We start from the raw sequence: 23542 nt of genomic DNA, 5'->3' as shown, positions 1-23542 counted from the left end.
CGCGAGCTTATACTCATTACCGGAATCAGGTCGGATAATCGTGTTCGATCGGGCACCGGCCGACGGATCGGCGACGGCGACGCCAACGACGCGGGCAGGGCTCGTGCTCACTCTGCCCACCTCTCGTCTGCGGTAAAGGCGATTGTCAACCAGCGATTGTGGCCTTCATCGCCAATAGCAATCCCAATCTCATCTCGAATTCGGTCCCACGACTCTACCGGTTGAGGAGGAAGGTTGCTGGGCACGATGAAATGAAGCTCTATCTGCTTGGCGCGCCCAACCCTGGCGACGTAGGCCCGGTAAGAAAGAAAGCCCTGCTTCCGCACCGTTTCGTCGGCGATGCGCTCCACCCGAGCCCTGAGCTCGCTTGGGGTGATCAGCAGGATATCGGCAAGAGCCGACTTAACCGTACCGATCGGCAGGGGGATGATGACGATGCAGACAAAAGCCAACACCACGGGATCGACGTATGAGGTCATCCAATGCAATGCCGTTTTCTGGACCGCATGGCCGATTATGAAAGCAACCAGCAGCGCCGACGCGATGCCCCCCGACATGATCCAGGCCTTGACATCAAGCGCGATAAAATTCGATCGAAGCCCGCGATTAGCTCGCGCACCGATCACCGCCATCATCGTACAAATGAACACGGTCACTGCAGCATAGGCAATGGCGAAGCCGAACTGGAGCTGATGGCCCCCTTTCAAAACGCTGGTCAGCGCATTGATCAACGCATAAACGGCGATGGCCATCAGCAATGTACCGTTGAGAAGCAAGACGATCGGCTCGAGGTGCCAGAACCCCATCGTGAAACGTTCCCGCATACGGCCGGACAACGCATTGCCCGTTGCCGCTACCGCAATCAGCCTGGAAACCCAAAGCGCCAAGACAGTCATTCCGGCATCGGCGAGCGAGTAGACGCCGTCAAATGTGATGGAGAATGACCCGGACAGAAGTCCCAGGATAATTCCAAATGCCGCGACGACAACGGTGGCGGCGATGGAAGCCCGAAGGAAGGTCTGCTCGTTGAACATATCGCCCTCGAGGTACGGAACGAACCACACACCGGTACCAGGCGCTGCTGCCTGCCCGGAGCGGGATGAGGAAAGGTGCACGCGGTTTTCCACCCCCATCCGCTCTAAGTTATCGCAATCAATCAGGCGTCTGGCCCCGGCTAGGATCATCACCCGGCACGAAGCTCCGCCGTCGCTGCCATATGTAAACGGGGATGCTCAGCAACAGCAGCAATAGCCCGTAGAGAACAGGCTCCGCACCACAGCCGTAAAGCGTGAAAATTGCAAAAGCGAAACCAACAAGCTCGATAAGGGTTACACGCGGTATTACAGTCCCTCCGCTAACCCGTGCGGAGACGAGACTGCTGGCAAGAGCGCAGAACGCATAAGGTATAACGGCGGTCATTGTGCTTAAGCCGACGAATAGACGATAAATGGATGAGAAGCCCTCGGAACCGGCTGCCTGAACGAGCACGAGAATCGTCGCCAGAGTCGCCGAAACGACAATCCCCGTGGCGGGCACATTTCGCACCGAGAGCCGGCTGAACAGAGGTGGAAACAATCCGTCTCGCGCCGCCGCCATTGGCACCTGCCCCATCAGCAATGTCCAGCCGTTCAGCGCTCCGATTGATGACAGGACAACTGCGAGAGAAATCGCTAGCTCACCGGCCGGTCCCCACATTCTCCTTGCTGCCTCGGAGAAGGGCGCCACCGAGTGGACGAGCTCCTCTCTCGGCACCAACCCCATAACGACAATGGTGCCCAGAACGTACAGCGTTACAGCAATGGCGATTCCAAGCACCGTTGAACGCGGGATCGTACGTTCGGCGTCGCGCACATCGCCAGCGGGCACCGTGGCAGATTCAAGCCCCAAATAGGCGAACATGGTAAGCGGCGCCAACGCAGCGCTCGCCTGAAGGAGCGGCTGGCCGCTTGGATTGAAGTCGGCAAAGTGAGAGAAGTCGATGTAAAACAGGCCCAGCAGCGCGACGGCCCCGAACGGGATCATCTTAGCGTAGGTGGTGATTTCCGAAAAGAGCCCGGCCGCGTGGACGCCGCGTAAGTTGACGAGCACGACAAGCCAGATCACGCCCAACGTGAGCAGCGTCGCCGTTCCGCGCCCGCGGAGGAACGGAAAAAAATCGATGACCACGCCGGCGAACGCCACGGCGATAACGGGCAGGGACGCCCAGATGGAAATCCAATATCCCCAAGCGATAAGAAAGCCCGGAAAGTCTCCATAGGCAAGGCGCGTATATGCATAAGGCCCGCCGACTGCCGGAGAGAGCTTTGCGAGCCGTGCGAACGTCAGCCCGAGACAGATCGCACCCGCTCCCATCACGATCCAAATCACGATAGCGAGATTGCCGTAGGGAGCAACTGCCGCCGGCGAGAGGTAGAAGCCGGAGCCAACCATGTTACCGACGACGATGGCGGTACAGGCGGCCAGACCCAGGCTTTTGCCACTTGACGGTGCTGACATTTGCTCAACCTTTCGAGCGCCGGGCCCCAGGAAGTTAGTAATGATGAGCGCTGACCTGCGTTGCCGGTGTGGCGCGGAGAAGCATGGCGAAACTGGAATCTGATATTGGAGACGGCTCCTTTAACTGTTTCGATCGCCGATCAAGGTGAACGAAGGTACCAATTCAGCAGCGTATCTGAGATCGACAACGCTCGATGCGGCAACAGCCTGCGTCAACGTCGCTTAGAGCACTCGACACCGACACGCACGGCCGGGACCAACCTGTATCGGTGCCATGCTCCCCTCCAGGCGACGGCGCAAACCGCGCGCATGCATTGCTCTACCGCGTGCAGAGCATGCCACTCCATGGATCCTCTCGCATTGATCGCAGTCAAGTGTGCGCGCAGGCGATACCTACTTAGTTAGCCTCCTGGCAGGCGCGCATGGCCTGCATTGCAGCGTCGGTTCCGGCAAGGCTTAGCGCAAAAGGCTTGCGCCCTTCCGGCGTGATCGTCAGCGTCTTCATCTTGGCAAGATCGTAGATGAAGTCTGGATTGTTGACCCAAACGTAAGCTCCATCGAATCCCTCCAGCTGCTGACCGGTTGCCTCCCCGCTGAATTTCTGGCCGTCAACGTCGAATATTACGGAGCGTTTCTCACCACTGCCAACGTTTGCCGCCAACTTTGTGTAGAGTGCCATGTAGCCGCGTCTGCCGGTCGTCTCGTCTATGCCCATCAGAACCTGCATATCATCACCCAACTTCTTCGCGATGAGGCAGCCGGGGCCCATGTCCCCTCTCACAATGATATCCCAGCCTGCCGCGGTGCCGTACTTCTTCATGTCCTGTGCCTGAACCACCGTTCCACTGCAGAGAAGACTCACTGCCGTCGCAGCTACGATCCGTGTTTTTGGGGTTAGCTTCATAACATTATTCCTCCTTGTTTCAGCCGTGCCGGTACGGCCAGGCTGTTTCTAATGGCGGGTATGAAATCTTGGATCTAGCCGAGCCAGACACCCGTGCTTGCCTGCCGTCTGCCCGGGGGGCAATAAGATGTGCGTCTTCCAGCGCGAGCGCGGCGCCGATCCAACGAGCTTCATTGAATGTGCGGTATGCTTAATGGATCTAAATCATCGTGATCTAGTCGGTAACCACGCTCCATTTTTCATCCGGATCGAAACGATCTATGAATGGCACGATTTCCTCGGTGCTCGGACCAAGGTCTCGTTCATAGACGATGCCCTGTTGATTGATAACGAAGGTCTTGACCCCCGTTTCGGCATACTTGACCGGCCAGGTGATCAGCGCGAAGCCGGCGATCATGTTGCCGTTGATGGTGTAATCGTACTTGCCGCCGGCGATATTCTCACCTTGAGAGGTCAGGACGCGGAAGCGGTATCCGAAATAGCCCTCTCCAGTCCTTGCCTTCTCTAGCGCCGCCTCGCTGATGGCCTCACCGACCGGGCTTTCGCCATTCCCCTGATCTGCCGGCCAGTAAAGCCCATCCGTCTGGCCTGGGCTGCTGATCAGCTTCTGTGCGTATTCGAAAACTCCGTCCCCATCGCGGTCCTGCGATACATAGTCCTTCTGTGCTTCGATATAGGCGCGCGCCGTCTCGATCGCCTCCAATTCGTTCTCGCCAACGCGTCGGTTGACGATCTCCTCGAGCCCGACATAGGTATCGAAAGCCCATTTGCCGGCCTCGTCCTTGACGATAGGAAACGGCAGTGGCCAGAGCCGGTCGCCGATGACGATGATCTTGCGACCGTCAAGATCGCGCACGACAACGTTGCGGGCCGCACCCTCGCGAACCAGATTGAAGGTCTCCATCGCTCCTTCGCCCGTCTTCAGTTTTGCGGCGTTCAGCCCCAGAAGTCGTGCAAGCCCGTCGAAGTCGTTGGCGGCAAGGACCGACTTAAATGCTTCCACCGCCTTCGACGGGTCGTCGAACATCGGGGGCTCTTCCGCGGCAGCATAATCGTCCAGGTCTGCCAAATCCTGTGTCTGAGCGAGAGATGCGTCCATCGGGCCAACGACGGGCGCAAGTGAGATCGCCGATCCCAGGAGAAGTGTGTGCAAGAACTTGATCATGGTCTGTCTCCCGTAACCGTTCAGCGCCTGCCTCCGCCGCGTCCGCCACCCCCGCGTCCACCACCACGTCCGGCCCCTCCCATCGGCGGCCGGCCGCCGCCGCGACTCATCTGCGGCCGCCCGCCGCCTCGTTGCCCGCCGCCCATGCTGTGGCCGCCGCGCCGTGAGGCAGACACCTCCCGCCGGCCGGAGTTGACGTTGCCCAGCCCGGACGGTTTTTTCGGCCTGTTCTGCGCCTTGGAAGCCATCTTCTTCTTGCCTGCTGGCCGATTGGCCGAGGACTTCTTGCCCTTGGGGCGGTTGACACCAGCTTTCGCGCCGCTGGATTTCGCCTTTGCCACCGCCTGTCCGCCGCCGGGCTTTGCGGTGGGACGTGCCGCGGCGTCTCGTCTCGGCTGCGCCTTCAGGCCCTCGAGCGTGCTCTTGCGCACGTCCTTTATTTGGCTGGCGCCACCGCCCGGTCCCGACTTTAACCGATCGCGATTGATCTCGGTAGCGCGGTTGCGGATGTTGTTTTCGCCGTTCGCCTTGATATTGTTTTTTAAGTTCGTCCTGTCCAACTTCTGGAGCTGGTCGCGATCGAACGTCAGCTTGCTGCGGTCGACATTTTTCCAATCGATGTCGTTCCACTTGACCTTGCCGTCTATATCGACGTTGTTGAAGCAATTGTCGCAGTCCACATCAATGTCGCCGCCCCAGTCTCCGCCCCAGACCCCCCAGTCGTCCCAGTCGACGATAGCGCCGAAGACCGCGCCGGTGACCGCCCCGGCAAAAAAGGCTGCGCCTGGGTAGTAATAGGAGGGATAGGGCGTGTCATAGTAGTCGATGGGCACCGGCGCGTAATCCGGCTCGTACAGCATTTCCGGAGGATATTGCGGCACGTAGATAGTCTCCGGATTCGCCGACTGGATGATGATGTTGTCGCCCTCCTGGACCAACATCATCTTGTCGTCCGACTTGATAATGTCCTTGGCTACCGCTTCGTCGCGCAACTGCTGGATCGCAATCAGCACGTCCTTCTGCTGATAGGCGACTGCCTGACCGAAGGCCTGCGTCCATTCAAGGTCGTCACTCATCATCTTGACGACGTCGGGATAGTTCAGCAGCGAAATTACGCTGCCATCCCAGCTTTCCTTCGGCTTGAGGTCTGGCTTCTTTTTGTGGTTCTCAAGAAACCGCTCCGCCTCAACGATCTGTAAGGGGTATAGCGACACGGCTGAAATCAGCGCAACCAACTCGTCCGGGTAAAGCGCGATCCGCGCCACCAGGACCTCCAGTTCGTCGTCAGTCAACGGCTCCGGGGTTGACACGGTACCGGTTGCAGCTTTCGTAGGTTCTTGTGCAAGTGAGCCGCTGACTTGCATCGACAGCATGAGCGTCATTGCGCCCGCAAGTGCAAGGGTCGTCCCTCTCATCATCTTTCCGCCTCCCAGGGGCCGGGCCTTTCGCGATTATCAAGATCGTGCTTACGTCAATACGGCCGCGATCTCGGCTTCGAATGCGCCGCGCCGAAGCGCACCCCCTCATCTTTCTTTCCTGACAGATGGAGCGGCGAGACATCGGGCTATGCGAGCCCGGTCCGCGATTGCAGCGTCAGACCTGATCCGCGGTGGCGGGCTCTCTGCAATCTGCACCAGGTTACGGGCGAACGGTGGCTGTCGGTGCGCGCGCTGCTGGGGCCGGCTTTGGCACGGAGCCCGTAGTTGATGGAGGCGGTTTCTGGGCGGCGGCCCTACGCTTCAGTAGGTAAGTATTAATGGGCTGTCTTTTTCCGTCGATTTGGCGTTGGTTGATGTCGATGCCTTCATAATACTCGTCTGCAGCCGCTGGCACGGCGGCGCCCAGGAATAAACAGAAGGCTACCATCATCGCCCGGATGATTGGAATCGTGCTCATTTTCTGATTCCTTCGCTGCAATTGGCGCAAACCCATTTTTAGTTAGTCTCGAACGACAAGTCGTTGATCGTGGTCAAGAACGACAAAAAAACCGCCGTAATGTTGGGGCTGCTTTGGCGCGAATGTGCATGCGAGCAGTTGATCGCACGGCGAAGTTACATTTTCGGGAGAATTGTTCCTGATCAATGCCGGCGCTTGCGCAAAGAGCTATTCTATCCGCAGCGAATACTGAGGGGGCATCCACAGGCTGCAGAACTGTTTGGCTCTGGCCAAAATGCTCTTCCCCAAGCGCCGGGATGACCGTCCAGTCCGACTTTCGCCGAATTTCGACCAACGCAGGCGAGTCTGAGTGTCGCGGAAGGAGATGCCAATGCGTACTGTCGGTGTCTATTCGGAAGTCGGTAAGCTTAGAACGGTGATGGTCTGCAGACCTTCCTTGGCTCATCAACGACTGACGCCGGGTAATTGTCACGACTTGCTTTTCGACGATGTCGTCTGGGTGCAGGAGGCGCAGAAGGACCATTACGATTTCGTTCTGAAAATGCAGGAACGAGGTGTGGAGGTCCTTGAGTTGCACGACCTTCTAACCGACACCCTCATGGATGCCGAAGCGCGCAAGTTCGTGCTTGATCGCCGGGTCGCCCCGAACGTCATGGGATCCCAGATCGCCGAGCTTATGCGTCCTTGGATGGAGGAAATGGACTCCAGGCGGCTGGCTGCCTTCCTAATCGGTGGGATCTCTATTGCAGACCTTCCCGAAGGACAGGGCAAGGCTCTCATGGCATCTGCCTTCCACTCCACCGAGTTCGTCGTCCCTCCGATACCCAACACATTGTTTCAGCGCGATCCGTCCTGCTGGATCTATAACGGAGTAACGTGCAACCCAATGTTCTGGCCGGCACGGCGCGCGGAAACCCTGATTCAAAGGGCGGTCTACAAGTTTCATCCATCCTTCAAGGGCGCGGCCTTCGACATTTGGTGGGGCGACTCCGACGAGCAGTTTGCCAATGCCACGATGGAAGGCGGCGACGTCATGCCCATCGGCAACGGTATCCTGCTGGTGGGAATGGGTGAGCGGACCACCTACCAGGCGGTGGGCCAGGTTGCCAAGGCGTTGTTCAAGGCCGGCGCCGCTACTCGCGTCATCGGTTGCCTGATGCCGAAGAGCCGGGCGGCGATGCACCTCGACACGGTATTCACATTCTGCGATCGCGACGTGGTGACGCTCTTCGCCGACGTTGTAGATCAGATCCGTTGTTACAGCCTTTTCCCGCTCGACGACCAGGGAAACTTCGAGGTGCTGCAGGAAGACCGACCCATGCTCGAAGTTGTCAGCGAAGCATTGGGCATCGACAAGCTTCGAACCATCGCCACCGGTGGAAACGCCTATGAGGCTGAGCGCGAACAATGGGACGACGGAAACAATGTCGTTGCCCTCGAACCGGGCGTTGTCGTTGCCTACGATCGGAACACGTATACCAACACCCTGCTGCGCAAGGCAGGTATCGAGGTCATCACGATCCGCGGCGCCGAATTGGGCCGAGGACGCGGCGGCGGTCATTGCATGACCTGTCCGATCTGGCGAGAGCCGGCTGACTGACTTTGCAAACGGAATTTCAGCAATTGGAGCAACACCATGAGTTTTAATCTCCGAAATCGATCGCTTCTGACCGTGCAGGACTACACACCGCGGGAGTTTCGTTACCTCGTAGATCTCGCCCGCGATCTGAAGCGCGCGAAATATGCGCGGACCGAACAAGAACACTTGAAAGGCAAGGAAATCTGCCTGATCTTCGAAAAGACATCAACGCGTACAAGATGCGCATTCGAAGTTGCCTGTTCGGATCAAGGCGCTAATGTTACCTATCTTGACCCTGCCGGCTCGCAGATCGGGCACAAGGAGTCTTTCAAGGACACCGCCCGCGTACTAGGCCGCATGTACGACGCCATCGAATACCGCGGCGCCTCACAAGCCGGTGTAGAGACTCTCGCGAAATATGCGGGTGTGCCGGTCTACAATGGCCTCACCGACGAGTATCATCCCACGCAGATGATCGCCGACGTTATGACTATGCGCGAGCATAGCGACAAGCCGATCAGCGAAATCAAATACGCCTATATCGGCGACACCCGTTCTAACATGGGTCATTCTCTGCTCATTGTCGGCTGTTTAATGGGGATGGATGTGCGCATATGCGGTCCTCGATCTCTGTGGCCGTCAGAAGAATATCAGACTATCGCGAAAGGACTTAAGGCTCAGTCTGGCGCGCGCCTCATGATCACGGACAATCCGAGGGAAGCAGTGGAGGGAGTTGACTTCATTCACACGGACGTCTGGGTTTCGATGGGTGAGCCGAAAGAGGTCTGGAAAGAACGCATTCAGTTGCTTACGCCCTATCAGGTCAATGCCGAGTTGATGGCCGCAAGTGGCAACCCGCAAACTAAGTTCATGCATTGCCTCCCGGCCTACCACGATACCGAGACCACTATCGGAAAGCAGATTTCCGATGACTACGGCATGTCGGACGGTCTTGAGGTCACTGACGAAGTGTTCGAGTCGCAAGCCAACATAGCATTCGAACAGGCCGAGAATCGCATGCATACGATCAAGGCACTGCTGGTTGCAACCCTGGGAGACTGACTATGCGCGTCGTGATCGCCTTAGGTGGCAATGCCCTCCTGAAACGAGGGGAGCCGATGACCGCCGAAGTACAACGTCAGAACATCAAGATAGCGGCCGAGGCTATAGCGCCGATCGCCGCCGAGCATCAGATAGTGGTTACTCACGGCAATGGACCGCAGGTCGGGCTATTAGCCCTGCAGGGATCGGCATACAAGCCCGAGGAGGCCTATCCGCTCGATATACTTGGAGCCGAAACCGAGGGCATGATCGGCTACATGCTGGAGCAGGAACTTGGAAACGTCCTTCCTTTCGAGGTGCCGCTGGCAACAATCCTCACGATGGTTGAGGTCGACGGCAACGACCCCGGATTTCAGAATCCCACCAAGTTTGTTGGCCCAGTTTACGACGCAAGCGAGGCGGGAGAGCTTCATCAGCAAAAAGGATGGGTATTCAAGCAGGACGGGAATAAATGGCGTCGCGTGGTAGCGTCGCCGATTCCCAGGCGTATCTTCGAGCTTCGCCCTATCCAATGGCTTCTCGACAAAGGTGCTGTTGTCATCTGTGCCGGCGGTGGCGGAATTCCGACAATGTATGAGCGGGGAAAGGAACGGACACTGATTGGCGTGGAAGCGGTTATCGACAAGGATCTCTGCTCGGCCCTTCTTGCCCGGGATATTGAAGCAGACCTGCTCATATTGGCGACCGACGCAGAAGCTGTATTTACCGGATGGGGAACCCCGGAACGGAAGGCAATCTTCAAGACGAATCCCCAGCGGCTAGGCGAGTTCTCGTTTCCTGCCGGGTCTATGGGACCGAAGGTCGAGGCCGCCTGTCATTTTGTCAATGCAACGGGCCACGATGCCGCGATAGGTGCATTGGCTGACATTCCAGCGATGGTGCGTGCTGAGCGGGGCACCATCATAAGCTCGTCGTTTTCTGACATCACGTGGCACGTTGAGGTTCCAAATCCAGGTCCGGCCTCCCGTCCAGTCTAGATTGTCTGCGCACCGTCGGCGGGTACGAAATCGTGATTGCCTTCGAGGTGACGGATGAAGGTGACTGGAACCTCCGATATTCAAAACCGTGCGCTTGCGAGAAAAGGTGCAACTGCGCACGACGAATTCCCAAATGGCGTCCCCAGGGCGAAGGCCACACAGATATGGCGAGATGCGGCTTGCCACCCTTTGAAAGTGGAGCAAGGAAATGGCTGAAAAACAACATATCGACTTGGATGCCGCACCTGCGAGCGCCAAGGACCTCCGTATGCAACTCCTTCAACGACAGATGGAGGAAATGGAGAAGGAACGACAGTTCAAAGCGGTACAGGAGCAAAAGCTGACTGACTTTGCCGGCGTATTTCTCGAGGAGCACGTGACGCCAGAGGAGGTCGCGGTCGTGCGCCGCCTCGTGGCGAACGCCGTACGAGACGGAAAGTTCGAGGCGATGGTTTACAGCTTCCCTTCGAATCTTTGCACCGATAGTGGCCGCGCAATAAACAGCGCCGACCGCGATTGGCCGCAGACCCTCCAGGGCAAGGCGAAGGAATTCTATGAACGATATCAAAAATTCGGCAAGCCTCAGGGCTACAAGCTGAAAGCTATGATTGTCAACTTTCCCGGTGGAATGCCAGGTGACGTGGGCTTCTTCCTGAACTGGGCTCCTGATGACGCTTAGGAATGAAGCCCGCAGACCCGAGTTAGGCGACGCCTTTGGACGACAGACCTCTTGTCGAGACCGGTAAGTTCTCCGGAGTTGAGCACGAATTGTTAGGCCTAGTCCAAGCCTATGGATTGGCGCATCGTCTCCTGATTCGCCGCTCAGAACGTATCTTGCTGGAGCGCCTCCTGGACGCGCCGGCAGAAAGCGTGACTCAATCGCAAATTTCCGGCGGGCATTTCAATCCTGCCGTGTCGCTGGGGCTTGCCGTGACCGGCCGAGTTCGGGTCGCCCGCGTGGCGCCATGCTATCTCTCGCGTTTGAAGCAATGGCCAACGGTGTGGAGGCATGGGTGTTATTTCGGCTGGCTATCGCGTGTGGTCTTATTGCGGCAACCGTCGCCGTTCAGGCGTCCTTCATGTCCGCCGGACTTGGTGTTTTTCGCAGGCTGGAAGAAGATCGCCGAGATTTTCTGCTTCGTTACCCGACCGTGACGACCGTCATCTGGGTAGTCTACCTGATCGTTCCGATCGCACTTGATGTCGTGCTCTGGGCCACTTTCTATTATCTCTCGCAAGCGCTGCCTGACTTTGAAGACGCGCTCTACTTCTCGACCGTCACATTCACGACGGTGGGCTATGGCGACATCGTTCTCGGCAGAGACTGGCGCCAGGTTGCAACTTTCGAGGCCGTCAATGGCTGGATCATCTTCGGATGGGCAACGGCACTGATGATGGCCGTGATCCAGCGTCTGCATTTTCGCGGGAACGACTAGGCAGGGCCACGGCCGTGAGTGGCGAACGCCTGTGCACTCACGCCGGTGGCTGCTGCTCATCGTCATCCTGCCCATGATTGCATTCATTGTTCAGTGTGCTGCCAATCAAGGGCTGCACGACCCCCGGCGGCGGACGGGTTCAGAGGCGATTGACAGTTCGGCACTCGGCCCGCTCGCCAGTTAAGCGATGGCGAAAGACATCATTGCGAAGGAGACGTTCCATCTTCCGCAGGAGCGGGCCCCAAAGGTAGATGCCACCACGGGCGTCATAGAGGAGCGCCATGTCGCCCGCAAATCTCCCGAGCCTGAACCTCGGAGATCGCCGTATTTCTTTTCGAGGGCAACGGAAAGGGGGCCACTATTCAACCTCGGGCTCGACGATCGTGGCCGGCAAACACCGGGTAGGACGCGATCTGGGCGAAGAGCTGGTCGCGGTGTCCTTGATTCCCATTGGCCGGGATCAATCGGGAGATGCTCCTTTATTTCGCGGCGAGGCGATGCCGCCGCCAGATCGTTAGCGCGCCGCGGATCGCCGCGTCGGCAGGCGCTGGCGCGAGTTTCACGCCGAAGGCTACTGCCACCCTCCCATAGACCTCGACAAGATCGTCGTCGCCGACGACCGCGATCGTGTCACCCTCCTTGAACCAGCCACCGGTCCGAGCCTCCACGAATTCCCACCCGATGATGAGACCGGAAAGGCGGCTTTTCATTTCATCCGGCGCAATGGCGCCCGCAAGCCAGCCGGTCCTGACGGTAAAGAGCCGGGTCAACAAGCCGCCGGCCCGGGTGCTCTCTTCCTGCGCGAGCGCAACGCCTTCCGCGAAGGCCTGAGCGGCGTGATCTCGCTCGGCGGTGGCGACTTTCGACAGGAAGGAATGGTCGGCCAGCGTCGCGTATATCTCACCGGTGACGAAGGTGCGGAACCGCTCGATGTGGCCGCCGCGGATCTCGGCCCATTTGGCGTGAGTTCCGGGAAGGACGACGATTATGTCCTTGTCCAGGCCGAAGCCGACAAGCTGCGCCTCCTCTCCGCGCATGACGTCCGGAAATGGGAACCCGGTGGGATCAGTCAAGCCAGGCAGGAAGGTGATCCTGTCCCCTTCCGGCAGGCCCTCGGTGCGGGCCGCTGCGGCCAGATCCGCTGGCGTTGCCGGGGTCGGCACATAGGGCATCTCGATCCATCCGTTTCGGCTTCCAATCATCCCTGCCGCCACGATATCGAGGGGCCCATACTCGGCGCGCCAGGATGCAAGCGCCTCGCTGACGACGCGCCCATGCTCCCCCTTCGCGATCGACTGAATGCCCCGTTCGCCTTCCTTTTGATCGACGAGCGAGCCGTCCGATCTCACCAGGAAAGCCCGAAAGCCTGTGGTGCCCCAATCGAGCACGACCGTGACGGGTTTGAAAGCAGAGTTGGACAAGGTCGATCTCCTTCGAAGTTCGATGATTGACACGACCTACCATGTCCGCGTATGGTCCACAATATAGAAAACACGTCTCACAATATGGATCATTTCATGCGGCTGACAGGAATTCTCCCGGTTCTCCCGACCCCTTTCACCGAAACGGGTGTCGACCTTGATGCCATGCGCCGCATCGTTCGTTTCGCTTTGGATGCCGGCGTAGCGGGTGTGGTCTTCCCGGGCTTTGCAAGCGAGGTGGAGGCGTTAACGGGGGAGGAGCGTCAAGCCCTTCTCAAGGTGGTCGCGACCGAGGTGGGGGACCGCGTACCAATCGTGGCCGGCGCCAGCGCGCCGACGGTGGACGAAGTCGTCGCGTATGGTCGACAGGCGCTCGGGCTCGGGATCACGCGGCTGATGATCCAGCCGCCGAAATCGATCGGTGCCGGCGCCGGTGCGGTGACGGCTTTTCTCGCGGCCGCGGCCGCGCAACTGCCTGAGGTGGAAATCATCCTTCAAAACGCCCCGGCGCCGCGTGGTTCGGATCTCGCTCCCGAGGCAGTCCTCGAAGTCGTCCGTCGGGTTGCAGCCGTTCGCTACGTCAAGGAGGAGACGCTGCCCGCGGGGCCGGCGATTACGGCCATCCTGGCGAACGCACCGGAGCATATGCTTGGCGTCATCGGCGGCGGAGGAGCCCGCTACATTCTGGACGAGTACGATCGAGGCGCATGTGCGGCGATGCCGGCACTGGAGATCGCCGATCTGCATGCCGCACTCGACCGCAGTTACCGTGACGGTCGTGGAAGCGAAGCGCGGGCGCTTTACGTCAAGTCTCTACCTCTGTTGGTGTTGCAGGCGGTTTACCGTATGCGCTTGACAAAACATGTGCTCGGCTTGCGCGGGGTTCTCGACAACCCCATTGTACGCGCGCCGACACCGGATCTCGATGCTTTGGCCGTGCGGGACATCGAACAATGCTTCCAGGAGTGTGGCCTCGGCTCCGTCGGGGCGGACAAATGGAGGCGGACAAAATGAGCGATCGCGTCAAAAAGATCGAAAGCTTCACTCTGACGCTGCCGCGCGAAACGCCTTATCTCGGCAAACCGCGGCCGGGGGAGGAGCCGAACGGGCGCGGCTATCTAGTGCGCAAGGGCAACCGGACCGTCTATCCGACATTCGATCGCAGCGTGCTCGTGCGCATCGAAACCGAGAATGGTGCCGTCGGATGGGGCGAGACCTACGGGCTGGTTGCCCCACGCGCCACGATGGAGATCATCGATGATCTCCTTGCGGATTTCACGATTGGCCGCGACCCCTTCGATGCGGCGGCGATCCATGACGATCTGTACGACCTCATGCGGGTGCGCGGCTACACCGGCGGCTTTTACGTCGATGCGCTCGCTGCGATCGACATCGCCCTGTGGGATCTGGCCGGCAAACTCGCGGGACTGCCTGTCTGCAAGCTTCTCGGCGGACAGCGGCGCGATCGTATCGCGGCATATATCTCCGGGCTGCCGGAGGATACGCGCGCCAAACGCGCAGAACTCGCCGCGGCCTGGCAGGCAAAGGGATTTTCGTCTTTCAAATTCGCATCGCCGGTCGCCGACGACGGCGTCGCGAAAGAGATGGAAATCCTGCGCGAAAGTCTGGGTCCGGCCGTGCGCATCGCCTGCGACATGCATTGGGCCCATACCGCAAGCGAGGCAGTCGCGCTCATCAAGGCGATGGAACCGCACGGACTGTGGTTCGCCGAAGCGCCGGTGCGCACCGAAGATATCGACGGCTTGGCCCGGGTCGCCGCGAGTGTCTCGACGGCCATAGCGGTCGGCGAGGAATGGCGAACCGTCCACGATATGGTGCCGCGCGTCGCTCGCCGTGCGCTCGCGATCGTGCAGCCTGAAATGGGTCATAAGGGGATCACCCAATTCATGCGCATCGGCGCATATGCCCATGTCCACCACATCAAAGTCATCCCTCACGCAACGATCGGGGTCGGCATTTTCCTTGCTGCGAGTCTGCAGGCGAGTGCGGCGCTGGCGAATGTCGACTGCCACGAGTTCCAGCATTCGATCTTTGAACCCAACCGGCGGCTTCTCGTCGGCGATATGGATTGCCTGAACGGCGAGTACGTCGTGCCGACCGGCCCGGGTCTCGGCGTCGAGCCGTCCAAGGAGGCTCAAGGGCTGCTCAAGAAGCATTGAAAGAATATTCTCTCGGAGGAGTGGAGGAGAAAATGAAGACCATCGGAAAATACGCCGTCGCGGCAACGGTGACCGCAATGTTTGCCTGCACCGCCTCGGCGGTGCCCGCAAGCGCGGAAGTGCTCAAATTCGTGTCATGGCAGAAGGATGAGAAGGGCATCGGCGACTGGTGGGGTTCGGTGATCAAAGAGTGGGAGGCGAAGCATCCAGGCAATACGATCGAGTGGACCAAGGTCGAGCGCAGCGCCTACTCCGACACGATGACGACACTGTTTGCTGGCGGCACGCCGCCGGATATCGTCCACCTGGCCTCGTTCGAGTTCCAGACCTTCGCCAATAATGGCTGGCTTGAAGATCTCGGTCCCTGGGTCGAGAAGGCGGGGCTCGAGCTCGACGGCTGGAGCGGGCAGGACATCTGCAAGTTCCAGGATACGACCGTCTGCATCATGATGCTCTATTACGGCACGATCTTCGGCTACAACGAGGAGATGTTGAAGCAGGCGGGCGTCGACGTACCTACGAATTATGAGGAATTCCTTGCCGCGGCTCGAGCGACGACCAAGGACCTGAACGGTGATGGCATTGTCGATCAGTTCGGAACCGGCCACGAAACCAAGGGTGGCGGTGGCCAGTACATAGCCGAGATGGCGAGTTACCTTTTCGACGCCGGCGCGCGCTTCACCAATGCAGAAGGCGAGGTGACCATAGACACCCCTGAGATGGTTGAGGGGCTGACGCGCTGGAAGACGGTGGTCAAGGAAAACCTGACGCCGCGCGATCTATCGGCCGGCGAAGTCCGCAAGCTCTTTGCCGATGGGAAGATCGCGCTGAAGGTCGACGGTCCCTGGATTTATTCCATCATGCAGCAGGGAGCGGCGAAGGATAAGCTGAAGCTCGCCAGCGTTCCCTTCGATCCGCCGCTCGGCGGCTCCTCCAACATTCTCGCCATGCCGAGCGAGATTTCCGAAGAGAAGAAGCAGCTTGTCTGGGATTTCATCGCAATTGCGACTTCCGACAAATTCCAGACCAGCTTCGCAACCCTTGCCGCTTCGACGCCGCCGAGCCCGCGCGCCGATCTCACCGAAGCCAAGGCGCAGATTCCGCATTTCGACCTGATGGCGCAGTCGCAGAAGGCAGCGGCAGACCACAAGATCGACCGCATTCCCATCGGCCTCGAGATCCAGTTCAACGAGTTCTCGAAAATGATCCAGGAGGAGGCGCAGAGGATGATAATCGAAGATCTCGATCCTGCTGCGGTCGCCAAGACAATGCATGAGAAGGCCGAGGCGCTTCAATAGGCGCTTGCCGCCCTCGGCACATAAAGGAAAACCGGGCGCCCCTTATGTGGCGTCTGGTCCCCGCAAGAAACAAGAGGCAATCATGAGCCTACGCTTCCTCGATCTGGCACGGCCGAGCCGGCAGCATTGGCTGGGCTATCTGTTGTTGCTGCCGGCCGTCGCGCTGGTCGCCCTGATCATCGTCTATCCGCTGTTCGTGTCCCTCGACTTGTCTTTCCAGAAGATCGGCATGGCGACGCTCAGCGCACCGCGCAAGCCGTTCACACTGGAAAACTACCACAAGCTATTCGCCTCGCCGGATTTCTGGAACTCGTGCTGGGTGACGATCAAGTTGGTCGTGGTTGTCAGTGCAGCCTGTTTCGCCGTCGGTCTGGGAACGGCCTTGCTGGTCAATAACCGTTTCAAGGGGCGGACGCTGGCGCGTCTCTTCGTGGCTCTGCCCTGGGCCGTTCCCGAAGTCATCGCCGTCGTCATTTTCGCTTGGATCTTCGATTCTTCCTTCGGCTTGATGAACTGGCTCTTCATCAAGCTCGGCATTACGAGCCAGATGATCAACTGGTTCTCCGAACCCACCGCCGCATTCTGGGTGGTGGCGATAACGATGATCTGGAAGGGTTACCCCTTCGTCTCCATCATGACGCTTGCCGGTTTGCAGTCCATTCCGGAAGATTTCTACAACGCCGCCAAGGTCGATGGCGCGAACGCGTTCCAGCGCTTCTGGTACATCACCATTCCCGTGCTCATGCCTGTTCTCGGCGTGACGTCGGTGCTCGTTGTCCTTTGGGTCTTCCGGGATCTTTCAATCATCAAAGTGCTGACCGACGGCGGGCCGCTCAAGGCGACGCAAACGCTCTCGATCATGACCTACGATCAGGCTTTCGGCTTCTTCAACATGGGTTACGCCTCCGCAATCGGCATCGTAACCCTCGTGCTGTGCGTCGTCGCCAGCCTGTTGATGCTCGGCCGCAAGTCCCAGGCAATGTATTAGGAGGTCGAGCGATGCAGCGCACCACCCTTCAAACGCTCTCGCTCTACGTCGGCCTTGCCGTCGTCTGCGGTGTCCTTCTCTTTCCTATCTATTGGCTGTTCGTCACGGCGCTGTCGACGCTCGCGGAAATCCGCCAGTTGCCGCCGTCCTTCTGGCCGGCCGAACCGCAGTGGAGCACCTTCGCCAAAGTGGGTACCGAGCGGCCGATCTTCCTATGGCTGTGGAACTCGACGCTCGCGGCGCTCGGTTCTGTAGCCCTGTCGATGGTTGTTTCGGTCTTCGCAGGCTACAGCCTGTCGCGCTTCAGCGTGAAGGGCGGGCGATCGCTCGGCCTCTTCATTCTCACAGCGAAGATGTTGCCGGCAACGCTGCTTGTCATTCCGCTTTTCGGCATCTTCCGCTCGATGGGGCTGATCGGGAGCCTGTGGTCGCTTGTCCTCGCCCATGCGACGCTGATCATCCCCTTCACCACCTGGATGTTGAAGGGCTACTTCGACACGATCCCGCGCGAGTTGGAGCAGGCGGCGATGGTCGATGGCTGCTCTCCGCTTGGCGCCCTGTTCCGGGTCGTGCTTCCGGTAGCGACGCCTGGTCTAGCTGCAACGGCGCTTTATGCCTTCGTCCTCTCCTGGGCGGACTATGCCTATGCTCGCACCTTCCTGACCAATGCCCAGGGCAGTTGGACGGCCAATCTCGGCATCACCACGATGAAGGGCGAGTACGTCACCGACTGGAACGAGATCTCGGCGGCGGCCGTGTTCATCGCGCTGCCGATCATCCTCATCTACCTGTTCCTCGAACGCTATTTGGTCGGCGGCCTGACTGCCGGCGCGGAGAAGTGAAATGGCCGGAATAAGCATTCAAAACGTCTACAAGGACTACGGAGCGCTCAACGTGCTCAAGGAGTTCTCGCTGGAGATCGCGGATGGTGAGTTCGTCGTACTGGTCGGTCCTTCGGGTTGCGGCAAGTCAACGATGTTGAAAATTCTTGCCGGGCTGGAGCCTGCAAGCGGCGGCAAGATCATGATCGGCGACAGGGACGTGACGGACCTTGCCCCGGGCGACCGCGACATCGCGATGGTTTTCCAGAACTATGCTCTCTACCCGCATCTGACGGTGGGTCAGAATATGGGCTTCGGGCTCAAGATGCGTGGGATGCCCAAGGCAGAGATCGACAGGCGGGTTCGCGCGGCGGCCAAGATCCTCGCAGTCGACCATCTGCTGGACCGGCGACCGAAGGCGCTTTCGGGCGGACAACGCCAGCGCGTCGCACTCGGCCGCGCTATCGTGCGCGAGCCGCGCGCCTTCCTTATGGACGAGCCGCTTTCCAACCTCGACGCCAAGCTGCGCGTCCATACGCGCGCCGAGATCAGCGCGCTTCACAAGCGCATCGGCGTCACGACGGTCTATGTCACGCACGATCAGATCGAGGCGATGACCATGGCCGATCGTGTCGTCATCATGCGTGACGGCGCCATCCAGCAGATCGCCGACCCTGATACTTTGTTCGCCAAGCCGGAGAACCTCTTTGTCGCCGGGTTCATCGGCTCGCCGGGCATGAACTTCCTGCGCGCCAGGATCGAAGCCGGCAAGCTGACGCTCTTCGGCCAGACCTTCAATGCGGCTGTCGGCGTCGGCGCGGGAGAGATCATCGTCGGCATCCGGCCCGAACACCTCGCGCTCGGTCCAGGTGACGTCACATTCACCGTAAAGCCGACTTTGGTGGAAAGCCTCGGCTCGGAAAAGTACGTCTACTTCGAACCTGGCGAGCACGCCTACAGAGCGGATGCGCGCGACGAGGAGCGCGGCAAGGGTCTAATCGCCCGTATCGCACACGCAGGCCCCATCCGCGAGGGCGAAGAGCTTGTGCTCTCGTTCAATGCCTCAGAGGTCCACCTCTTCGACGCAAAGACAGAAAAGGCAGTAAACTGACATGAAAGTGCTTGTAACGGGCTCTGCCGGAAGGGTCGGCGCCTTTCTCGTCCGGCGGCTGATTGCCGGCGGCCATCAAGTCCGGGGCTTCGACCTTCGCTCGGCCGGTATCGAGGACGGCGGCTTCGACGAAGTCATCGGGGCCTTCGACGATCGGGAAGCGGCAATACGCGCTTGCGAAGGCACCGACGCGGTGCTTCATCTCGGCGCTTTCATGTCCTGGCTGGCAAGCGATCGCGACAAACTCTTTCGGGCAAATGTCGAGGGGACGCGCATCGTGCTCGAGGCCGCGGCCGCGGCTAAGGTCGGGCGCTTCGTCTTCGCGAGTTCCGGCGAGGTCTACCCGGAAAACAAACCGGAGTTTCAACCGATTACCGAAGACCATCCGAAGAAGCCGCTGTCGCCATACGGCCTGACCAAGCTTCTCGGCGAGGAACTGGTGACGTTCCAGGGGCGCGTATCGTCGATGGAGACGGTAATCCTGCGCTTCTCGCACACGCAGAACGCAAGTGAGCTGCTCGACCCCGAAAGCTTCTTCTCCGGACCGCGCTTCTTTCTTCGACCCAAAATCGAGCAGCAGGAAAACTTTGGCAATAAGGCTGCGGCCGACCTTCTGCGTGCGGCCGACCCCGGTCGGCCCGCGCTGGTGCTGACCCGCAATGAAGAGGGGCGGCCGTTCCGAATGCATATTACCGACACCCGCGACATGGCCCAAGGCGTGCTTCTTGCACTTACGCACCAAAAGGCAGCCCGTGGTATCTTCAATCTGGGGGCTTCCGAACCTGTTGACTTCGCCCAGATCCTGCCCGTAATGGCGCAAATGACCGGGTTGCCGCTTTTGACGGTGGATCTGCCTGGCGCCGGTGTTTGGTATCACACATCCAATCAGCGCATTCGCGAGACACTCGGTTTCGAGCCTGACTGGCCGATCATGCGAATGCTGGACGAGGCGGTAGCGGAATGGACGATAAGGCAGGCTTAGGCGGGCTGGAGGATCGCGGTGCGCCGGCGGGGGCGGCAGCGCTCGCCAAGGGGCTTGCTCTCCTCGACCTCATAGCTGAGGCGCCGAAACCGCTGCGCTTCGCCGATCTGCAGAAAATGAGTGGTGTGCCGAAGCCAACGCTTGCGCGCATGCTCAAGACGCTGATGGTCTTCCGGCTGATCCGCCAGGACGAGACCACGGGGGCCTATCTGCTCGGCCACCGTTTTGTCGAGCTCTCACATCGGGTGTGGGACAAATTCGACCTCGTCAGCGCCGCCATCCCCGAACTCGATCGCCTTGCGAGCGAGCTCGGAGAGACGGTTGCGCTTTGCCGGCTGGACGGTCAGCGCGTGGTCTATCTGGAAGAGCGGTCAAGCGGTGGCTTGGGCGTGTTGATCGAGGTCGGCCGGCGCGTGCCGGTTCATTGCACTGCGGCCGGCAAGGTCCTGCTTGCGTTTCAGGAGCCGTCTTTCGCCCGGTCGCTGGCGGGGCAGATCACATATGATCGATTTACGCCAAACACCATCACGGATTCGCAGGCGCTGGAGGCCGATCTCGTTCTGACACGTGCCCGCGGCTACGCCGTTTCCTACGAGGAGCATCTGGCCGGGGTCAATTCCGTCGCTGCTCCGATCGCCGGGCGCGATGGAGTGCCACTCGGCGCACTCGTCGTGCTTGGGCCGGCTTCCCGCCTCGACAGTTCCGCCATCCATCCGGCTGGGCGCGAGTTGATGGCGGCGGCGCGACGGATCACTGGCACGGTCGGGGCGGTTGCGATCAGCTCTGGACCACGCCCCCGCACGCGCTCGGGGGGCTTCAGCGACGTGCAATGCGTCTTGCCCTGGGGCGCTCAGCTCGGAGAAGCGCCAGTTTGGGTCGAAAGGGAGAAGCGGCTCTATTGGGTGGACATCCTGCATCCGGCTGTGCACCGCTTCGACCCCGTCACTGGTAAGAACGAGAGCTGTAACGTCGCCAAACTCGTCAGTGCTGTCCTTCCGACGCGGAATGAGGGACTGATCGTCGCCTCCCAGGATGGCGTCGAGCACTTCGATTTCGACCGCGGCGACTTCAACCCCTTCGCCGAGCCGGAACCCGGGTTGCCGGAAAACCGCCTGAATGACGCCAAAGTCGATCCGAGCGGCCGCCTTTGGGTGGGATCGATGCGGCTCGACGTGAGCCGCCCGACCGGCAGCCTTTATCGCCTTACGAGTGCCGGCGAAGTAACCCGCGCCGGGAGCGGGTTCACGGTCGCCAACGGGCTGGCCTGGAGTCCGGACAGTTCGACCTTTTACTTCGTCGATACGGTGCCGGGCATCATCTATGCCTACGACTTCGATGCACGCGAGGGGAGCATCGCCAACCGCCGTGTCTTCGTTACGGTGCCCGAGGCGGAAGGGCGCCCGGACGGTCTTGCTGTCGATGCCGATGGCGGGGTCTGGTGTGCGATCTGGGACGGATGGCGCGTGAACCGCTATCGCCCAGATGGCCGGCTGGATCGAGCCGTCGAACTGCCAGTGCCGCGCCCCACCAGCGTTGCCTTCGGCGGGGACGAGCTTGCGACTTTGTTCATCACCAGTGCGCGCACCCGTCTCCCGGCCTCAACGCTGACGGAAGCACCGCTCTCCGGCGGCATTTTTGCCTGCAATCCCGGTGAGCGCGGCCTGCCCACCTCGCTCTTCGGCGTCTGAGGGACAGTTGTGAACACGTATAAGGACATATTTTCGCTGAAGGGCAGAACAGCTCTGGTGACCGGCTCGAGCCGCGGCATCGGGGCCTCGATCGCACAAGCCTATGCAGCGTATGGCGCGCGTGTTGTCCTGCACGGACAGAGGCCCGGCGCTACGGCCGAGATCGAAAAGGCGATACGCGCGGCCGGCGGTGACGCGGTCTCGATCCATCGCGAGCTTTCGCCGCCCAGTGCCGGCCGCGACTTGATTGCGGCGGCTGAAGGCGCGGCAGGTCCCCTGGATATTTTGGTCATCAACGCATCGGCGCAAATCAACGGGGCGCTCCACGATGTGACACCGGAGGATTTCGCCACCCAGATCGATGTCAACCTTCGCTCTACAGTCGAGATGCTGCAGGCGGCGTTGCCCGCTATGGCGGAACGCGGCTGGGGCCGCGTCGTCAACATTGGCAGCATCAACCAGTTGCGGCCGAAATCGATCGTCTCCATTTATGCGGCGACCAAGGCAGCCCAGCATAACCTGATCCAAAGCCTCGCTCGCGATTATGCCTCCCGCGGCGTGTTACTCAACACACTTGCGCCGGGACTCATCGACACGGACCGAAACGCTGCCCGCCGCGACGGCGATCCTGAGGCATGGTCGAACTACGTCCGGACGCTCAACTGGATGGGCCGCGCAGGCAGGCCCGACGAAATGGTGGGCGCTGCGCTCTTTCTCGCCTCGGATGCGTGTAGCTTCATGACCGGCGAGGCCGTCGTGTTGTCGGGTGGCTTCTAGAGGGTCGTCGTATTCGATTGTGTCATGCGGGTAGCGCGTGAATTTCGCTGGTGGAACATGGCACGAATTTCGGTAGACATGGAAACACCTGACACGACTTGCGGTTCGATCGCTGGAATACGGCATTCTGCGACATGGATGTCCAAATCCTGTCGCTCTCCTACAGGACACATCGAGTTACCGCCGGAACACAGGAGCCGCGCTCCAATGAACTTCGTAGCCGTTCGGTTGAAGTGATCTCTGGAGAAGACCGGTTCCGGATCGATGCCGATGCCATACGTTCAGCCTCCTGGATGAAGAGGATTGCTGGAATTGTGGGGCGCGCCGATGCGCAGGCTCCACGTCCGGGAAGGATAACCTTCAGGGTCCGAAATCATGGCTGGACTGAAGAGTCGCCTCTCTCCTTCATGCATGAGAGGGTCGGCGGATGGTCATATGTCATCGCCACGGACGGCCAATGCGTCGAGATGTTGGAAGACGATTATCAGCAACTGCCGATAGGGCTTGTAGGTCGGCACGGGCGATGTCGATACGACCCCGCATCGAAGAACCGCCTCGTCGCGGCCTGCCTTGAGCCATTCGCATCGGTAGCGAGACTTGCGCTCGAACATCGGGTCAACGCGAACCTTCTGTGCAAGCGGATAAAGAAGCGCGCAGAGCCAGCCTCTCGCCCCGTCCTCATCACCGGCGATTATCCCAGTTCAGTTTAAAAGCACTTCCGATCGGGCCCTGCTGCGACAGATCAGCATGGCTGCGGCGGA

22 protein-coding genes are annotated in these 23542 nt (G+C 59.9%); 15 read left to right on the top strand and 7 right to left on the bottom strand.

Features of this window, described 5'->3' with window-relative positions; all coding sequences use genetic code 11:
• Positions 1-107: 107 nt before the first annotated feature.
• From JOH52_RS29865 to JOH52_RS29845, 5 genes are all read right to left on the bottom strand, one after another.
• Positions 108-1034, bottom strand: a complete 927-nt coding sequence (locus JOH52_RS29865) for a cation diffusion facilitator family transporter (protein WP_026029872.1) — start codon at positions 1032-1034, stop codon at positions 108-110.
• Positions 1035-1152: 118 nt separating this feature from the next.
• Positions 1153-2496 carry an amino acid permease gene (locus tag JOH52_RS29860; protein ID WP_014531822.1) on the bottom strand — a complete coding sequence of 448 codons (1344 nt, stop codon included), beginning with the start codon at positions 2494-2496 and terminating at the stop codon, positions 1153-1155.
• 397 nt (positions 2497-2893) lie between these two features.
• Complete coding sequence (locus tag JOH52_RS29855) at positions 2894-3400, bottom strand: hypothetical protein (protein ID WP_014531821.1); 507 nt, start codon at positions 3398-3400, stop codon at positions 2894-2896.
• A gap of 214 nt (positions 3401-3614) precedes the next feature.
• On the bottom strand, positions 3615-4565 hold the full coding sequence (locus JOH52_RS29850; protein ID WP_017272570.1) for a DUF2950 domain-containing protein: 951 nt from the start codon (positions 4563-4565) through the stop codon (positions 3615-3617).
• Between the two features lie 20 nt (positions 4566-4585).
• Positions 4586-5983, bottom strand: coding sequence for a DUF3300 domain-containing protein (locus tag JOH52_RS29845; RefSeq protein ID WP_014531819.1), 1398 nt, complete (start codon positions 5981-5983; stop codon positions 4586-4588).
• Between the two features lie 848 nt (positions 5984-6831).
• On the opposite strand from JOH52_RS29845, the gene arcA reads away from it, so the two are divergent.
• The 6 genes from arcA (at position 6832) to JOH52_RS29815 (ending at position 11515) form a co-directional block, all read left to right on the top strand.
• Complete coding sequence (arcA, locus tag JOH52_RS29840; protein WP_014531818.1) at positions 6832-8061, top strand: arginine deiminase; 1230 nt, start codon at positions 6832-6834, stop codon at positions 8059-8061.
• A 36-nt stretch (positions 8062-8097) separates the two neighbouring features.
• On the top strand, positions 8098-9102 hold the full coding sequence (locus tag JOH52_RS29835; RefSeq protein WP_003532235.1) for an ornithine carbamoyltransferase: 1005 nt from the start codon (positions 8098-8100) through the stop codon (positions 9100-9102).
• 2 nt (positions 9103-9104) lie between these two features.
• Positions 9105-10079 (top strand): carbamate kinase, encoded by a 975-nt coding sequence (gene arcC, locus JOH52_RS29830; protein ID WP_014531817.1) that lies wholly within the window; start codon positions 9105-9107, stop codon positions 10077-10079.
• A 208-nt stretch (positions 10080-10287) separates the two neighbouring features.
• Positions 10288-10758 (top strand): hypothetical protein, encoded by a 471-nt coding sequence (locus JOH52_RS29825; protein ID WP_014531816.1) that lies wholly within the window; start codon positions 10288-10290, stop codon positions 10756-10758.
• 191 nt (positions 10759-10949) lie between these two features.
• Complete coding sequence (locus JOH52_RS36320; RefSeq protein WP_324603391.1) at positions 10950-11234, top strand: aquaporin; 285 nt, start codon at positions 10950-10952, stop codon at positions 11232-11234.
• Positions 11126-11515: a potassium channel family protein gene (locus JOH52_RS29815; protein WP_234834426.1), complete on the top strand. Its 390-nt coding sequence runs from the start codon at positions 11126-11128 to the stop codon at positions 11513-11515. The genes JOH52_RS36320 and JOH52_RS29815 overlap by 109 nt, the downstream gene beginning before the upstream one ends.
• Before the next feature lie 139 nt (positions 11516-11654).
• Here the strand turns inward: JOH52_RS29815 and JOH52_RS29810 are convergent, their stop codons facing one another.
• Positions 11655-11798 carry a hypothetical protein gene (locus tag JOH52_RS29810; protein WP_017266378.1) on the bottom strand — a complete coding sequence of 48 codons (144 nt, stop codon included), beginning with the start codon at positions 11796-11798 and terminating at the stop codon, positions 11655-11657.
• Between the two features lie 196 nt (positions 11799-11994).
• Positions 11995-12936, bottom strand: coding sequence for a 2-dehydro-3-deoxygalactonokinase (locus JOH52_RS29805; protein ID WP_014531813.1), 942 nt, complete (start codon positions 12934-12936; stop codon positions 11995-11997).
• Positions 12937-13020: 84 nt separating this feature from the next.
• Between JOH52_RS29805 and JOH52_RS29800 the strand changes: the two genes are divergently transcribed.
• The 9 genes from JOH52_RS29800 (at position 13021) to JOH52_RS29760 (ending at position 22781) form a co-directional block, all read left to right on the top strand.
• Positions 13021-13950 (top strand): dihydrodipicolinate synthase family protein, encoded by a 930-nt coding sequence (locus JOH52_RS29800; RefSeq protein ID WP_017266379.1) that lies wholly within the window; start codon positions 13021-13023, stop codon positions 13948-13950.
• The gene (locus JOH52_RS29795) at positions 13947-15116 is read left to right on the top strand and encodes a mandelate racemase/muconate lactonizing enzyme family protein (RefSeq protein WP_017275288.1); all 1170 of its coding nucleotides are present in this window, start codon (positions 13947-13949) and stop codon (positions 15114-15116) included. Before JOH52_RS29800 ends, JOH52_RS29795 begins: the two co-directional genes overlap by 4 nt.
• A gap of 32 nt (positions 15117-15148) precedes the next feature.
• Positions 15149-16414 carry an ABC transporter substrate-binding protein gene (locus JOH52_RS29790; protein ID WP_014531810.1) on the top strand — a complete coding sequence of 422 codons (1266 nt, stop codon included), beginning with the start codon at positions 15149-15151 and terminating at the stop codon, positions 16412-16414.
• Between the two features lie 82 nt (positions 16415-16496).
• Positions 16497-17402: a carbohydrate ABC transporter permease gene (locus JOH52_RS29785; RefSeq protein ID WP_017266382.1), complete on the top strand. Its 906-nt coding sequence runs from the start codon at positions 16497-16499 to the stop codon at positions 17400-17402.
• Positions 17403-17413: 11 nt separating this feature from the next.
• Complete coding sequence (locus JOH52_RS29780) at positions 17414-18244, top strand: carbohydrate ABC transporter permease (RefSeq protein ID WP_014531808.1); 831 nt, start codon at positions 17414-17416, stop codon at positions 18242-18244.
• A 1-nt stretch (position 18245) separates the two neighbouring features.
• Positions 18246-19334 carry an ABC transporter ATP-binding protein gene (locus tag JOH52_RS29775; protein WP_014528449.1) on the top strand — a complete coding sequence of 363 codons (1089 nt, stop codon included), beginning with the start codon at positions 18246-18248 and terminating at the stop codon, positions 19332-19334.
• Between the two features lies 1 nt (position 19335).
• On the top strand, positions 19336-20316 hold the full coding sequence (locus tag JOH52_RS29770; RefSeq protein WP_014531807.1) for an NAD-dependent epimerase/dehydratase family protein: 981 nt from the start codon (positions 19336-19338) through the stop codon (positions 20314-20316).
• Positions 20295-22004 (top strand): SMP-30/gluconolactonase/LRE family protein, encoded by a 1710-nt coding sequence (locus JOH52_RS29765; protein ID WP_014531806.1) that lies wholly within the window; start codon positions 20295-20297, stop codon positions 22002-22004. The genes JOH52_RS29770 and JOH52_RS29765 overlap by 22 nt, the downstream gene beginning before the upstream one ends.
• 9 nt (positions 22005-22013) lie before the next feature.
• Entirely contained in the window at positions 22014-22781 is a 768-nt protein-coding gene (locus JOH52_RS29760; protein WP_014531805.1) for an SDR family NAD(P)-dependent oxidoreductase, read from the top strand.
• Positions 22782-23542 lie beyond the last annotated feature (761 nt).

The sequence above is a fragment of the Sinorhizobium meliloti genome (genome assembly GCF_017876815.1).
Lineage (GTDB): Bacteria > Pseudomonadota > Alphaproteobacteria > Rhizobiales > Rhizobiaceae > Sinorhizobium > Sinorhizobium meliloti.
This window is presented reverse-complemented; position numbering and strand designations above follow the sequence as displayed.

Coding starts and splice junctions, on each gene's coding strand:
- JOH52_RS29855 (WP_014531821.1), bottom strand. CDS start 3,400: ATGAAGCTAACCCCAAAAACACGGATCGTAGCTGCGACGGCAGTGAGT.
- JOH52_RS29835 (WP_003532235.1), top strand. CDS start 8,098: ATGAGTTTTAATCTCCGAAATCGATCGCTTCTGACCGTGCAGGACTAC.
- JOH52_RS29790 (WP_014531810.1), top strand. CDS start 15,149: ATGAAGACCATCGGAAAATACGCCGTCGCGGCAACGGTGACCGCAATG.
- JOH52_RS29860 (WP_014531822.1), bottom strand. CDS start 2,496: ATGTCAGCACCGTCAAGTGGCAAAAGCCTGGGTCTGGCCGCCTGTACC.
- JOH52_RS29770 (WP_014531807.1), top strand. CDS start 19,336: ATGAAAGTGCTTGTAACGGGCTCTGCCGGAAGGGTCGGCGCCTTTCTC.
- arcA (WP_014531818.1), top strand. CDS start 6,832: ATGCGTACTGTCGGTGTCTATTCGGAAGTCGGTAAGCTTAGAACGGTG.
- JOH52_RS29865 (WP_026029872.1), bottom strand. CDS start 1,034: ATGTTCAACGAGCAGACCTTCCTTCGGGCTTCCATCGCCGCCACCGTT.
- JOH52_RS29810 (WP_017266378.1), bottom strand. CDS start 11,798: ATGGCGCTCCTCTATGACGCCCGTGGTGGCATCTACCTTTGGGGCCCG.
- JOH52_RS29845 (WP_014531819.1), bottom strand. CDS start 5,983: ATGATGAGAGGGACGACCCTTGCACTTGCGGGCGCAATGACGCTCATG.
- JOH52_RS29765 (WP_014531806.1), top strand. CDS start 20,295: ATGGACGATAAGGCAGGCTTAGGCGGGCTGGAGGATCGCGGTGCGCCG.
- JOH52_RS29800 (WP_017266379.1), top strand. CDS start 13,021: ATGGATCATTTCATGCGGCTGACAGGAATTCTCCCGGTTCTCCCGACC.
- JOH52_RS29775 (WP_014528449.1), top strand. CDS start 18,246: ATGGCCGGAATAAGCATTCAAAACGTCTACAAGGACTACGGAGCGCTC.
- arcC (WP_014531817.1), top strand. CDS start 9,105: ATGCGCGTCGTGATCGCCTTAGGTGGCAATGCCCTCCTGAAACGAGGG.
- JOH52_RS29780 (WP_014531808.1), top strand. CDS start 17,414: ATGCAGCGCACCACCCTTCAAACGCTCTCGCTCTACGTCGGCCTTGCC.
- JOH52_RS29825 (WP_014531816.1), top strand. CDS start 10,288: ATGGCTGAAAAACAACATATCGACTTGGATGCCGCACCTGCGAGCGCC.
- JOH52_RS29850 (WP_017272570.1), bottom strand. CDS start 4,565: ATGATCAAGTTCTTGCACACACTTCTCCTGGGATCGGCGATCTCACTT.
- JOH52_RS29795 (WP_017275288.1), top strand. CDS start 13,947: ATGAGCGATCGCGTCAAAAAGATCGAAAGCTTCACTCTGACGCTGCCG.
- JOH52_RS29785 (WP_017266382.1), top strand. CDS start 16,497: ATGAGCCTACGCTTCCTCGATCTGGCACGGCCGAGCCGGCAGCATTGG.